Here is a 13,145-nt window from a genome sequence, read left to right on the forward strand (position 1 = left end):
GGTGCCGGATGATCTCTGAACCCACTGGCCGCCGCCCCGCACACGGCCCCCGCCCGACCCTGGAGGCCGTCGCGGCGCACGCCGGGGTCTCGCGGGCGACGGTCTCCCGTGTGGTCAACGGCGGTACGGGCGTACGGGCCGCGGTCCAAGAACGCGTCCGGCAGGCGGTGGCGGAGTTGGGATACGTACCGAACAGCGCGGCCCGTTCCCTGGTCACCCGCCGCACGGGCGCGGTCGCGGTGATCATCGCCGAGCCGGAGACCCGGGTCTTCACCGACCCGTTCTTCGGCCGCCAGCTGCGCGGCATCAGCCGTGAGCTGTCCGCCGCCGACACCCAGCTCCTGCTGCTGTTCGTCGAGCACCGCGACGACTACGCCCGGATCGGTCGCTATCTGACGGCCGGACACGTCGACGGCGCGCTGATGTTCTCGCTGCACGACGACGACCCCCTGCCCGCCATGGCGGAGCGCGCCGGACTGCCCACGGTCTACGGCGGCCGGCCCGGCTGGGCGGGCGCCGACCGCGACCCGCACCTCCTCTACGTCGACACCGACAACCGCGGTGGTGCCCGCCGGGCCGTACACCACCTCCTGGGCCACGGCCGCCGCCGGATCGCCGTGATCACCGGCCCGCTCGACCAGACCTCCGCGCTGGACCGCCTGGCGGGCTACCGCGACGCCCTGGGCATCGCGGAGCCGGACCCCCGGCTCGTCGCGGACGGCGGGTTCACCGCGGCCGGTGGCGAACGCGCGATGGCCGAACTCCTCGACGCCGTGCCCGACCTGGACGCCGTCTTCGCCTGCTCCGACCTGATGGCGAACGGTGCGCTGCGCACCCTGCGGGCCCGCGGACGCCGGGTGCCGGACGATGTGGCGGTGGTCGGCTACGACGACCTCGAACCCGCGGCCTGGGCGGATCCGCCGCTGACCACCGTGCGCCAGGACGTGGAGGGGATGGGCGGCATGATGGCCCGGCTCCTGCTGCGGCGGCTGGGGGTTCGGGGGACGGACCGCGGGGAGCTCGCGCCGGTGATCACTCAGGCGAGGCTGGTGGTGCGCGAGTCGGGCTGAGCCCCGCCGGTCCGCCCGCCGCCCGCCGGGCCGCCGCCGGCCGACCGGGCCGCCGGGCGGACCGCGCTCCTCCGGACAGCGGACTACGGGTAGCGTTCGTCGCCATGGGGCCGGAAGCAAAAATCGAAGCCGAGATCACGGTACGCAGGGCACTGGAGCTGCCCGCGCTGCGGCGCGGCCTGCCGGAGGTGCTGGCCGGCGAGGACCGGCTGGACCGGCCGGTGCGCTGGGTGCACGCGGGCGAGGTGCCGCACATCGCCTCGCTGCTCAAGGGCGGCGAGCTGCTGCTGACCACCGGCCTGGGGCTGGGCACCCGGCCCTCCGAGCAGCGTGCCTTCATCCGCAAGCTCGCGGACCGCGAGATCGCCGCTCTCGTCGTGGAGCTCGGCTCGCGGTTCGACTCGCTGCCCTCGGCGCTGATCGACAGCGCCCGGGACTGCGGCCTGCCACTGATCCAGCTGCACCGCGAGGTCCCGTACGTCACGGTCACCGAGGCCATCCACACCGAGATCGTCAACGGTCACTACGCGCAGCTGCGCCGGGCCGACGAGATCCTGCGGCGCTGCACGGACGTCCTGCTTCGCGGCGGCGGCGCCCCCGAGGTACTCCGGCTGCTGGCCGTCTTCACCGGCAACCCCCTCTGCCTGGAGGCCCCCGACGGCAGCCCCCTCTACGCTGCGGGCCCCGACACCGGCGACGACGACGGCGCCGCCGACGCCGACCCGCTGCTGGCCTGGGAGGGCCTGCGCGACACCGGCGTACGCATCGACATCCCCGGCGGCGGTCACGGCCCCGACGCCGTCCGCGCCCGCCTGGTCCTGCTGCCCGTCAACGCCCCCCTCGCGCCCGTCCACCGCATCGCCGCCGAACGCGCCGCTGACCTCCTGGCGGTCGTCATGCTCCAGTCCCGTCAGGAGGAGGTGCTGGCCGCCCGAGGGCGCGGCGACTTCCTGGCCGACCTGGCGGAGGGCCGGATCTCCGCGGCCGAGGCCCCGGGGCAGGCACGCCTGCTGGGGTTCCGCCCCGGCGCTGAACCCGTCCTCCCGGTCGTCATGCGGCTGCCCGCCGGCCTTCCCACCCCGGGCAGCTGGGCCCTGCTCGCCCAGGCCCTGCGCGAGGAGCTCGCCGCCCCCGGTGTGTCCGTACTCCTCGGCGTGCGCCCCGTCGAGAACCGCGTCCCGATGCTGGTGTCGCTGCGTGCGGGCCAGGACCGCGACGCGCTCGCCGACCGCATCGCCGAGGCGCTGCGCGCCGGGGTCGTCCGCGCGGGCCTGGACCGCCCGGCCGCGCACCGCCCGGTGGTCGTGGTCGGCACGGCGGGCGACTGGTCGGCGGCCGGCCCTGGACTGCGGCATGCGGCGGAAGCGGCGGCCGCGGCCCAGGGCCTGCCCGAACAGCCCTGGCACGACGCCCGCCGCCTGGACATCGAGCTGCTGCTGTGGCGGATGCGCGAACACGGCGAAGAGGGTGTGCTCGCCGACTTCGTGGACCGCGCCATCGGCCCGCTCCTCAGCCACGACCGCACCGCCCGCCAGCCGTTGCTGCCCACTCTGGAGGCCTATCTGGCCAGTGCCGGGCGCAAGGCCGAAACCGCCCGGGACCTGAACGTGAACCGCCAGACCCTGTACGACCGCCTGGCCCGTATCGGCCAGCTGCTGGGCACCGACCTGGACGACCCCCAGACGGTCCTGGGCCTGCGCCTCGCGCTGCGCGCCAGGCGCCACACGGACAAGCCGTAGCCCCCAGGGCCGCACGACGGCGGCCGGGCACCCGGCCGCCGGCAGCGGCTCCGCGGCGGCCCGGCCCGGAGGCGGCGCCCCCGGCGGGCTATCCGGCTACGGTCTCCGCCGCGGTGCCGACGCCGAGCGTCACCAGCACCCCGCCCGTCGCACGCTCCAGATTGCGATTCACCCGCGGCCGCCGCAGCCGCTCCAGCAGGCTGCCCGCGCAGACCACGACCAGCAGCAGCCACACCGCCGCGATGACCGCGTCCACCGCGCCGAGGAGCAGGGTCGCCCCCAGGATCGAGTGCCCCCGGGGGAGGAACTGCGGGACCACGGCGACGAAGAAGATCCCGACCTTGGGGTTGAGCAGGCAGCTCAACAGCCCCTGACGGAAGGCCCGTACGGGCCCCAGCCGGCGCGCGGGAGGCTCGGCCGGCTCCGCCACGACGGGCGCGGCCCCGGTCCCGGCCGCCGCGCGGGAGCGCCGCTGGGCCCACAGGGCCTGTCCGCCCAGCACCACCAGGTAGGCCGCGCCGGCCAGCCGCACGAAGGTGAACGCCGCATCCCACCGCTGCAGCGCCGCCGCGAGCCCGACCGCGGCGGCGACCGCCCACGCCAGGGATCCGACCGCCGCGCCGAGGGCCGTGGCGGCACCCGTCCGCCGTCCGCCGCGTACGCAGTTCCGCAGCACCAGCAGGGTGTCCGGACCGGGAGCCATCGTCATCAGAAGGGCGAAGAGCGCAAAGCCCAGTACGGCAGCGGTCACGGCGATCTCCCGTCGTACGACGTCCGGTTCCGGTGACCCTATCCGGTGCCGCCACCGGGTGTCCGGGTCAGGATCCGTGCAGCGGCTGGGTCAGTTCGTCGTAGACGCTCAGCACCTGCGCCACCGTGTCGTCCTCACTCGGCCACCCGGCCGCCTGGACGCGGCCCGCCTCGGCCAGCGCATCGCGGCGCAGCGGGTCGGTGAGGAGGCCGAGGACTCCGCGGGCCAGGGCGGCGGCGTCCCCGTAGCGGACGAGTTCGGCGGCCGGACCGACCAGTTCGCGGGTGCCCCCGGTGTCGGTGGCGACCAGCGGGACGCCGGTGCGCAGCGCCTCCTGGGCGATCAGGGAGCGCGCTTCCCAGCGGCTGGGCAGCACCACCAGGTCGGCGGCGGCGAGGAGTTCGGGGACGTCGTCGCGGCGGCCCAGCAGCTGGACGGGCAGTTGCTCGGCGTCGATTCGGCGCTGGAGGGCGGCCCGCTGGTCCCCCTCCCCCGCGATGGCCAGCAGCGGCTGCGGGTCGAGCGAGCACCAGGCGTGTGCCGCGTCCAGCAGCAGGTCGTGGCCCTGGTGCGGGTCGAGGCGGCCGACCGCGAGCAGCAACGGCCGATCGACGGCGCCCAGTTCGGCCCGCTCCTTGTGCCGCGTCCGGTCGTGGTCCTCGGGCTCGGACACGATGCGGCCGGGGCGCGGGCGCGGCACTGCGACCGGCGCGAGGCGGGCGTCGCGCGCGCCCCTCTCGCGCGCCCGGTCCACCAGGTCCGAACAGGCCCCCAGGACGACGGCCGCGGCGCGGGCCACCCGCCACTCCATCAGATGCACGACCCCGGCCCGCGCGCCCTCGGTGTGCGCCTTGGTGTGCCAGGTGACGACCAGGGGCACGCGCGCGCCCCGCGGGCTGCGCAGCCCGCGCAGCGCCGTCGTGGCGCGCAGCCCGGCCCGCAGACCGTGGGCGTGCACCAGGTCGGCGTCCCAGCAGGCACTGCGCAGCGCGGCCACGGACGCCGGATCCATCCGCGGGACGACCGGCACGAACCGTGCGCCCGCGGCGGTGAAGCGGTAGGTCTCCTCGGTGTCGGCGGTGGCGCAGACGGTGACCCGCACACCGCGTGCGACCAGCCCTTCGGCCAGCGAGCGGACGTGCGCCGCGCTGCCGGCGCTGCCGTGCCCGAGCACCTGGACCGTGCGCAGCGGCGACTGCCCGTGCGACGAGGCCGGGGTGCTGGTCACGTGGTCGGGACTCCTGGGTCGGGGGGACGGTAGGGACCGTACCGGTGGTGCGGGCCGAGTACTACAAGGCGCTGCGGCACGCTGCCGGCGACGCGGGAGACGTCCCCCGACCGGAGGGGGCGAACCCGCCCGGCGCCGCACACCGCGCCCAGGATGCCAGCCCCGCGCCACCTCTTCGGCACCGTCCGGGCGCCGTTGTCGCGGGATGCCGCGCCCCCGGGGCCTCGGCATCACCCACATGGGCGACAAAGCGGGACCTGACCCGCCTGCCGGCGGCCGAATAGCTGGCCGGAACTCATCGCCATGGGGCGGATCCCGGCGTACGCGGACCACCCCGGCGCGCCTCAGAGCGCGGCGGCCGCCCGGCCGACCCGGTCGCCGACCGCCGCGGCGGCCACCAGCCCCGCGGCGTGCGCGGCCAGTCCCGCGCGGCCGTTGCCCGCCACGATCGCGAGCCCGAGGGCCGCACCGAGCGCGTGCGCCCCGGCGTCCCCGAGCATCGTGCGCTCCGCCAGGTCGTCGCGGACGATCGCGGCGGCCGCGCCGAGCGGCGGGGCGGACAGCGTCCCGGCCTCCCCGCGGCGCAGCAGCCCCGGGGCGCCGAGGGCCAGTACGGCGCCGGCGGCCCGGCCCGGCCGGACGTCCAGGAGGTTGACCAGGTGGGCCGAGCCCGCGATGACCACGCCCGCCAGCAGCTTGTCGACCGGGCGCCGCTCGATCAGGGCGCCCGCGGCGAGCCCGGCGACGCCGATGCCGAACAGCTTGACCGCCCCGCTCGTGACCTCACCTCGGCGCAGCGCCGACAGGTGCGCCCGGAATCCGCGCCGGGTGTCGCCGGCGCCGAAGACGTCGTCGTACGCCCCGCACCCCCCGGCGGCCAGGACGGCGAGGGCCGCGGCGCCACGGGTGCGGGCGGAGAGCCCCGGTGCGGTGGCGGCGGCGAGCGCGGTGCCGGCGGCGGTGGCGAGCCCGGCGTGCAGGTGCACGGTCCGCCCCGCGTAGTTCTTCCGGTCCCACAGGACGGCGCCACCGGGCGGACGGCTCCGCAGCGCTCCGTACGCGGCCCGGGTGGCCCCCGCCGCGCCGAGCAGCGCCGAGATCCGTCCGGCCGCCCTGCTGCCTGTCGCCCGCATGCCGCTCCCCTCGCCCGGCACGGTGCCGGGCTCAACTCCCGCCACCCTAGGGGGCAGGAGCCACCCGGCCGAGCTTGGCTCCGGTCGCTGACCTGGGATGATGCCGCCTGTCACAAAAGGGCCGACACGAGCCGGCAAAGCCCGACAGGGGCTGACAAGGGCCGGTTCACGTGGGCGGGCCGGTTCGGTTCACGTGGGCGGGCCGGTTCACGTGGTGGGCCGGCCGGCGCCCGGTGCCGGGGCCGTGCCCGATGACGAGGCCGTGCCCGGTGACGAGGCCGTCTAGCGCCCCGTTCGGGCCGTCTCCAGCAGTTCCTCGGCGTGCGCCCTGGCCGTCTCCGAGTCTTCCTGGCCGGCCAGCATCCGGGAGAGTTCGCGGACCCGCTCCTCGCCCTCCAGCGCCGTGACCCCGCTGCTGGTGACCGACCCGTCGTGGGTCTTCTCCACCAGGAGCTGCCGGTCCGCGAACGCGGCGACCTGCGGGAGGTGGGTGACCACCACGACCTGCGCCGACTTCGCGAGCCTGGCCAGCCGCCGGCCGACCTCGACGGCCGCCTTGCCGCCGACGCCCGCGTCGACCTCGTCGAAGAGATAGGTCGGCACCGGGTCGGAGCCGGCGAAGACGACCTCGACGGCGAGCATCACCCGGGAGAGCTCACCGCCCGACGCGCCCTTGGCGATCGGCCGGGGCGGGGTGCCCGGGTGCGGGGCGAGGAGGAGTTCGACCTCGTCGGCGCCGGCCGGGCCGTAGGCGACCGCCCGGCCGCCGACCTCGATGCCGTCCGCCTCCTCGGCCACCTCGGTCTGCCGGATCTGCACGCTCACCCGGGCGTGCGGCATGGCGAGTTCGGCGAGCTCGGCCGTCACCGCGTCGGCGAAACGCAATGCCGACGCCGTCCGGGCGTCGGTCAACATCTGCGCCAGGTCGCCCAGTTCGGCGCGGAGCGCGTCCCGTTCCACGGTCAGCTCGCCGATCCGGTCGTCGTCGCCGTCCAGCTCGGAGAGGCGTGCGGCGCTCTCCTCGGACCAGGCCAGCACACCCGCGACGTCCTGGCCGTACTTCCGGGTCAGATGGTTCAGGGCGGCGCGGCGCTCCTCGACCGCGGCGAGCCGCAGCGGGTCGGCGTCCAGGCCGTCCGCGTAGCCGGCCAGCTCGCCCGCCACGTCCGCCATCAGGATGTTGATCTCGCCGAGCCGGTCGGCCAGCGCGGACAGCTCCGGGTCGTGGCTGCGTACGGCGTCCAGCGCGCGGTGGGCGCCGGCGACCATGGTGGTGCCGTCCACGCCCTCGGGGTCCTCGGGGTTGCCGGCCAGTGCGGCGTGTGCGGCGGAGGCGGCGGAGGCCAGCGCCTCGGCGTGACCCAGCCGCTCGGCCTCTGCGGCGAGTTCGGTGTCCTCACCCGGCTGCGGCTCGGCGGCGGCGATCTCGTCCAGACCGAAGCGCAGCAGATCGGCTTCCTGGGACCGCTCCCGGGCCAGGGTCGTCAGCTCGTCCAGCTCGGTGGCGACGGCGCGCAGCCGGCGGTGGGCGGCGGTGTACTTGGCGAGCGGCACGGCGACCGCGTCCCCGGCGTATCGGTCCAGGGCCTGGCGCTGCCGGGCCGGGCGCAGCAGGCCCTGCTGGTCGGTCTGGCCGTGTACGGCGACGAGGTCGTCCGCCAACTCCGCCAGCAGGCCGACGGGAACGGACCGGCCGCCCAGGTGTGCGCGCGAGCGGCCTTCGGCGGAGAGGGTACGGCTGATCAGCAGCGCACCGTCGTCCAGCTCCGCGCCGGCCTCCTCCGCCCGGACGGCCGCCGGCGACTTGGCCCCGATGGTGACCCTGCCCTCGACGACCGCCGACTTGGCGCCGATCCGCACCAGGGCGGGGTCGGCGCGCCCGCCGAGCAGCAGGCCGAGGCTGGTGACGACCATGGTCTTGCCCGCGCCCGTCTCGCCGGTCACCGCCGTGAAGCCCGGGGACAGCTCGACAACGGCGTCATCAATGACACCCAGGGACCGGATCCGCATCTCCTCCAACACGGATACGACCTTACGAGGTCCGGGGGTCGCCCCGCGACGGCCTCCCCTGTTCCCTGCCCGGCACCCTGCGGAAAACCCCACCTGAAAGCGGTGGAATTCCGCATGGTGCGAGGGGGCGGCCGTCCGTCACGCTGAGTCACGAACACAACGAAAGGTGTCCTCATGACCAGCGCCGAGCGCCGTCGCACCCGCCACCGCGGCCCCGCGCCCCTGCTCCTGACCGCCCTGACCGTCCTCGCTTCCGTCGCCGTCACGACCGGCTGCGGCGGGCCGTCCCGGGCCGAGGGGGCGGACGGCCGGGCCCACGCCGGGGCGGGAGACACCCGGCCGGCCCGGTCCCTGGAGGGGAGCTGGCGGATGGACGGCTACGGCACTCTGGTCACCATCAAGGGCCGCACCCTTCGGACATACGAGACCACCGCCGTCAGCTGCCTGCCCGGCTCGGTCACGGGCACCCGTGCGGGCGCTCCCGACGCCGGGGGCGGCAGCCGCTTCACGGTCCCCGATTCCGCACCGCTCACCGTGTCACCGGCCGGCGCCCGCCGCGCGGCGCTGACCTTCGAGGACAACGTCGGGCGGCGCACCCTGCACCGCGTCGGCACCCTCCCGGACCGCTGCACGAAGCGCCCGCCGCGCGACCCCAGGGCGGTGTTCGACGTCTTCTGGCAGACATACGCCGAGAATTACCCCTTCTTCCGCGCGAAGAAGACCGACTGGGCCGCGGTCCGCGACCGCTATCGCCCCCGCATCACGGCGAAGACCACCGACGCCGAGCTCTTCGCGGTGCTGCGGGCGATGATCGAGCCGCTGCACGACGCGCACACCCGGGTGGTCTCCGGCCCCCACCGGTGGTTCGCCGGCACCCGCCGCGGTACGACCCTGCCCACCCCCGCCACCGTCACCCGTATCGACAAAGCGATCGCCGCGAACCTCGGGCCCCATGTCACCCAGCGCCACTGGGCGCAGGGCCGCCTCTCCTACGCCGATCTCCCCGGTCGCCTCGGCTATTTCCGGATCACCCAGTTCGCGGACTACACCGAAAAGGGGGACTACGCCGGCGATGTCGCCGAGCTCGACCGCGCCTTGGACTCCGCGTTCACCAAGGCCCGCACGCAAGGGGCGGCGTCGCTGCGCGGGCTCGTCATCGACCTCAGGTACAACGGCGGCGGCGCGGACCCGCTCGGCCTGCGGATCGCCTCCCGGCTCACCGACCGCCCGTATCGGGCCTACGCCAAGCGGGCGCGCAACGACCCCGCCGACCCGTCGAAGTTCACCCGGCCCCAGCCGATACGGATCCGCCCGCACCAGGGGCCCGTCTACACCGGCCCGGTCACCGTCCTCACCGGACCGCTGACGATCAGCGCGGGCGAGACCTTCACCCAGGCTCTGATGGGCCGCCCCTCCGCCCCCACCCGGATCGGGCAGAACACCCAGGGCGTCTTCTCCGACGTCATGGGCCGCGCCCTCCCGAACGGCTGGACGTTCGGCCTGCCCAACGAGGAGTTCCTGACCCCCGCCGGGCGCACCTTCGACGGCCCCGGAATACCCCCGGACATCCGGACCCCCGTCTTCACCGACCAGGAGCTCGACGCCCGCCGCGACTCCGCGCTCACCCGGGCCCGGGCGCTCCTGAGCCGGCACGCGCCCGGGGCCGGGCGGCAGCTCGACGGCGCCCGCTAGCGACGGGCGGCGGGCCGGCCTGAGGTCCCGTCAGTGCGGCGCACCCCGCCACCCGGCCACCGGCAGCGCGAACTTGGCCACCAGACGATCGGTGAAGGAGGCGTGATGCAGCCGCGCCAGGCGAACGGGCACGGCGCCGCGGCGGACCTCCACGCGGGCGCCCGCGGGGAGTTCCACGCTGCGGCGGCCGTCGCACCACAGCACCCCGTGCGGGGTCTCGGGCTGGACCTCGACCGCCAGCACCGAACGCGGGGAGGTGACCAGCGGCTTGGCGAACAGGGCGTGCGCGCTGATCGGGACCATCAGCAGGGCTTCGACCTCGGGCCAGACCACGGGACCACCCGCCGAGAAGGCGTACGCCGTCGAACCGGTGGGAGTCGCACAGACCACGCCGTCGCCGCCGAAGCGCGAGACGGGCCGGCCGTCGACCTCGGTGACGACCTCCAGCATCCGCTCCCGGGCGGCCTTCTCCACGGAAGCCTCGTTCAGCGCCCAATCGGTGTGCACCACGCTGCCGTTGTTGCGGACGAGGACGTCCAGGGTCATCCGCTCCTCGACCTCGTAGGTGCGCGTGACGACCCGGTCGACGACCTTGTCGAGGTCGTCGCGTTCGGCCTCCGCCAGGAAGCCGACCCGGCCGAGGTTGACGCCGAGCATCGGCACCCCGGACGTCCGGGCGAAGTCCGCGCCACGCAGCAGCGTCCCGTCGCCGCCGAGCACCACCAGCAGTTCGCAGTCCTGGGCCGCGCACTGCTCGGAGGCGACACGTTCGACCTCCGGCGGCAACGGCAGGTCGGCGGCCTCCTCCGCCAGAACCCGCACGCCGATGCCGCAGCGCAGCAGCCCCTGGACGACGCGTTCGGCGCTGCGGACGGCCGCGGGGCGACCGGTGTGCGCGAGCAGGAAGACCGTCCGCCCGGCGCCGTTCTCTTCGTGTGCTGCGCTGTCTTCAACTGCCCTGGGTGTGGTCAACGAGGCCCCTCCGCCACTGCACGGTCGACATCCGCCGGGTCGAGTGCTGGTGCCCCGGCGCGCAGCCACAGAAAGTACTCGACATTCCCGGAAGGTCCAGGCAGCGGGCTCGCAGTCACGCCACATACCCCGAGACCCAGCGCGGCGGCCCGGCCGGCGACCCCGCACACCGCCTCGGCCCGCAGCTCGGCGCTGCGCACCACCCCGCCGCTGCCCAGCCTCTCCTTGCCCACCTCGAACTGCGGCTTGACCATCAGCACCAGATCCGCATCCGGCGCCGCACAGCCGACGAGGGCGGGCAGCACCAACCCCAGGGGGATGAAGGAAAGGTCGCCGACGATGAGGTCGACGCGTTCCGGGCCGATGTCCTCGAGCGTCAGCTCACGGACGTTCGTCCGGTCCTTCACAGTGACCCGGTCGTCGCTCTGCAGCGACCAGGCGAGCTGGCCGTACCCGACGTCGACGGCGACCACATGTCCGGCCCCGGCGCGCAGCAGGACGTCGGTGAAGCCGCCGGTCGAGGCGCCGGCGTCCAGTGCCCGACGGCCCTTGACCCGCAGCCCGAGCGGGACGAAGGCGGCGAGCGCGCCGGCCAGCTTGTGACCGCCGCGCGAGACGTAGTCGGGGTCGCCCGCGTCCTCGCGTACGACCACGGCCGCGCTGGTCTCCACCTGGGTGGCCGCCTTGGTCGCGGTGGTTCCGCCGACGGTCACCCGTCCGGCGGCGATCAGCTGGCTCGCGTGCTCGCGCGAGCGGGCCAGCTTGCGGCGCACCAGCTCCGCGTCGAGTCGGCGTCGTGCCACTCCAGCCACCTGTGGTTCAGCTCCTGTTGTCGTACGTCGGGGAGGGGGCGGGCGGCCCGGGGCGCTGGTCGAGGGCGGCCAGCGCGTCGCGCAGCCCACGGTGCACATCCTCGTACACCTCCAGGTGGCCGCTCGCGGGGAGGTGGTCGGCGTCGGCGAGACGCCGCAGCCGGGCGTCGACGGCGGCATCGCCGGTCGGCGTGACCTCGACCCCGAGCGGCTGCGGCCCGGCGGGCGTCCGGGACCGGTCGGCGCCCTCGGTCTCCCCCGCCCCGGCGCGCTCCGGTTCCCCGCTCGTGCCGGGCTCCGCGTCGGTCTCCCCCACGGCTGCCTCCGGCTCCGGGCCGGACGTCGGCTGTTCCATGTCCCCGACGCTACCTCGGCCCGCCCACCCGTCGCCCCGGCGCCGCCCCGCGACGGGACGCCGCGCGTCGCCGAACTCGGCCCGCCGACGGCGAACGAACCGCCCGCGGCCTGGCGTATCGTCGCTCCCGATGGCAACCCTCGACCAGTGCCGCGCCGCGCTCGACCGGCTGGCCCAGAACATGACCACGGCGGATGGCGACGTACGCAGTGCCGCCGCCCTCGACCGTTCGCTCAGCTGCCGCATCACGGACTTGGACGTGACGTTCCTGGGGCGTCTGGCGAACGGCACGATCAAGGACGTCACCAGCGTCCCCGGACCGCCGCCGCACAAGGCCGAGATCCGTCTGTCCATGGCGGGGGACGATCTGGTGGCGCTGGTGGCAGGCAGGCTCAACTTCGCCAAGGCCTGGGGCAGCGGCCGCGTCAAGCTGGAGGCGAGCCTGCGCGACCTGCTGCGGCTCAGGACGCTGCTGTAGCCTCCGCGGCCGCCGGCCTACGGGGCTTGCGCGCCGCCGGGACGACCAGCGGAGTGCCCGTCTCCGGATCGTCGATGACCTGGCAGGAGAGCCCGAAGACCCGCTCCACCAGCTCCGCGGTGACGATGTCGGCCGGTGCGCCCTCGGCGACGACCGCGCCGTCCTTCAGCGCGATGAGGTGGGTGGCGTACCGGGCGGCGTGGTTGAGGTCGTGGAGGACGGCGACCAGGGTGCGTCCCTGTTCCTCGTGGAGTTCGGCGCACAGGTCCAGGACATCGATCTGGTGCTGGATGTCCAGGTAGGTCGTCGGCTCGTCCAGGAGGAGGAGCGGGGTCTGCTGGGCCAGTGCCATGGCGATCCAGACGCGCTGGCGCTGGCCGCCGGAGAGCTCGTCGACGTAGCGGTCGGCCAGTTCGCCGACGCCGGTGGCCGCCATCGACTCCTGGACGATCCGCTCGTCCTCGGCCGACCACTGGCGCAGCAGGCCCTGATGCGGGTAGCGGCCACGCGCCACCAGGTCCGCGACGGTGATCCCGTCCGGCGCGATGGAGCTCTGCGGCAGCAGGCCGAGCGTGCGGGCGACCTTCTTGGCCGGGAGTGCGGAGATCGCCGAGCCGTCCAGCAGCACCGAGCCGGCGCTGGGCTTCAGCATCCGCGACAGGGCGCGCAGCAGCGTGGACTTGCCGCAGGCGTTGGGGCCGACGATGACCGTGAAGGAGTGGTCGGGGATGGCGACCGAGAGGTTCTCGGCGATGACCCGCTGGTCGTAGGCGAGGGTGACGTTCTCGGCCGCGAGACGGCTCACTTCGAAACTCCTGGGATTGTCGTGGTCACTGCGGTCGCCCGGCACCCGCCGGACGCGTTCGCGGGCGGGGGCAGGGAGGGGCGGGCACGGAGGGGGCGGA

The 13,145-nt window shown here is 75.2% G+C and carries 12 protein-coding genes; 4 read left to right on the forward strand and 8 right to left on the reverse strand.

Annotated elements, in window-relative coordinates; all coding sequences use genetic code 11:
* Positions 1-8 precede the first annotated feature (8 nt).
* Complete coding sequence (locus ACGFML_RS09210; protein WP_393541615.1) at positions 9-1,070, forward strand: LacI family DNA-binding transcriptional regulator; 1,062 nt, start codon at positions 9-11, stop codon at positions 1,068-1,070.
* Between the two features lie 104 nt (positions 1,071-1,174).
* Positions 1,175-2,809 (forward strand): PucR family transcriptional regulator, encoded by a 1,635-nt coding sequence (locus ACGFML_RS09215; protein ID WP_393541616.1) that lies wholly within the window; start codon positions 1,175-1,177, stop codon positions 2,807-2,809.
* Positions 2,810-2,897: 88 nt separating this feature from the next.
* Here the strand turns inward: ACGFML_RS09215 and ACGFML_RS09220 are convergent, their stop codons facing one another.
* The 4 genes from ACGFML_RS09220 to recN all read right to left on the reverse strand — a co-directional run bounded on the left by ACGFML_RS09220 (position 2,898) and on the right by recN (position 7,931).
* A complete protein-coding gene (locus ACGFML_RS09220; protein ID WP_393541618.1) occupies positions 2,898-3,560 on the reverse strand; it encodes a LysE family translocator in 663 nt (220 codons plus the stop codon).
* Between the two features lie 67 nt (positions 3,561-3,627).
* Positions 3,628-4,788, reverse strand: coding sequence for a glycosyltransferase family 4 protein (locus ACGFML_RS09225; RefSeq protein ID WP_393541620.1), 1,161 nt, complete (start codon positions 4,786-4,788; stop codon positions 3,628-3,630).
* A gap of 344 nt (positions 4,789-5,132) precedes the next feature.
* Positions 5,133-5,921 (reverse strand): hypothetical protein, encoded by a 789-nt coding sequence (locus ACGFML_RS09230; protein WP_393541621.1) that lies wholly within the window; start codon positions 5,919-5,921, stop codon positions 5,133-5,135.
* Positions 5,922-6,203: 282 nt separating this feature from the next.
* Positions 6,204-7,931, reverse strand: a complete 1,728-nt coding sequence (gene recN / locus ACGFML_RS09235; RefSeq protein WP_393541688.1) for a DNA repair protein RecN — start codon at positions 7,929-7,931, stop codon at positions 6,204-6,206.
* A gap of 174 nt (positions 7,932-8,105) precedes the next feature.
* On the opposite strand from recN, the gene ACGFML_RS09240 reads away from it, so the two are divergent.
* Entirely contained in the window at positions 8,106-9,623 is a 1,518-nt protein-coding gene (locus ACGFML_RS09240; protein WP_393541623.1) for a S41 family peptidase, read from the forward strand.
* Positions 9,624-9,653: 30 nt separating this feature from the next.
* On the opposite strand, the gene ACGFML_RS09245 is transcribed toward ACGFML_RS09240, so the two are convergent.
* Genes ACGFML_RS09245 through ACGFML_RS09255 form a run of 3 tightly spaced genes read right to left on the reverse strand, consistent with a single transcriptional unit; the run spans position 9,654 to position 11,762 of the window.
* On the reverse strand, positions 9,654-10,595 hold the full coding sequence (locus ACGFML_RS09245; protein ID WP_393541625.1) for an NAD kinase: 942 nt from the start codon (positions 10,593-10,595) through the stop codon (positions 9,654-9,656).
* Entirely contained in the window at positions 10,592-11,407 is an 816-nt protein-coding gene (locus ACGFML_RS09250) for a TlyA family RNA methyltransferase (protein ID WP_393541627.1), read from the reverse strand. The genes ACGFML_RS09245 and ACGFML_RS09250 overlap by 4 nt, the downstream gene beginning before the upstream one ends.
* A 7-nt stretch (positions 11,408-11,414) precedes the next feature.
* Positions 11,415-11,762 carry a hypothetical protein gene (locus ACGFML_RS09255; protein ID WP_393541628.1) on the reverse strand — a complete coding sequence of 116 codons (348 nt, stop codon included), beginning with the start codon at positions 11,760-11,762 and terminating at the stop codon, positions 11,415-11,417.
* Positions 11,763-11,892: 130 nt separating this feature from the next.
* Between ACGFML_RS09255 and ACGFML_RS09260 the strand changes: the two genes are divergently transcribed.
* Entirely contained in the window at positions 11,893-12,240 is a 348-nt protein-coding gene (locus tag ACGFML_RS09260) for an SCP2 sterol-binding domain-containing protein (protein WP_393541630.1), read from the forward strand.
* On the opposite strand, the gene ACGFML_RS09265 is transcribed toward ACGFML_RS09260, so the two are convergent.
* Positions 12,224-13,045, reverse strand: a complete 822-nt coding sequence (locus tag ACGFML_RS09265; protein ID WP_393541632.1) for an ABC transporter ATP-binding protein — start codon at positions 13,043-13,045, stop codon at positions 12,224-12,226. The two genes, ACGFML_RS09260 and ACGFML_RS09265, sit on opposite strands and share 17 nt — an antisense overlap.
* Between the last annotated feature and the right edge of the window lie 100 nt (positions 13,046-13,145).

It is taken from the genome of Streptomyces sp. NPDC048650 (assembly GCF_043199095.1).
In the GTDB taxonomy this organism is placed as follows: Bacteria; Actinomycetota; Actinomycetes; order Streptomycetales; family Streptomycetaceae; genus Streptomyces.

Coding starts and splice junctions, on each gene's coding strand:
- ACGFML_RS09210 (WP_393541615.1), top strand. CDS start 9: ATGATCTCTGAACCCACTGGCCGCCGCCCCGCACACGGCCCCCGCCCG.
- ACGFML_RS09215 (WP_393541616.1), top strand. CDS start 1,175: ATGGGGCCGGAAGCAAAAATCGAAGCCGAGATCACGGTACGCAGGGCA.
- ACGFML_RS09230 (WP_393541621.1), bottom strand. CDS start 5,921: ATGCGGGCGACAGGCAGCAGGGCGGCCGGACGGATCTCGGCGCTGCTC.
- recN (WP_393541688.1), bottom strand. CDS start 7,931: ATGCGGATCCGGTCCCTGGGTGTCATTGATGACGCCGTTGTCGAGCTG.
- ACGFML_RS09240 (WP_393541623.1), top strand. CDS start 8,106: ATGACCAGCGCCGAGCGCCGTCGCACCCGCCACCGCGGCCCCGCGCCC.
- ACGFML_RS09255 (WP_393541628.1), bottom strand. CDS start 11,762: ATGGAACAGCCGACGTCCGGCCCGGAGCCGGAGGCAGCCGTGGGGGAG.
- ACGFML_RS09260 (WP_393541630.1), top strand. CDS start 11,893: ATGGCAACCCTCGACCAGTGCCGCGCCGCGCTCGACCGGCTGGCCCAG.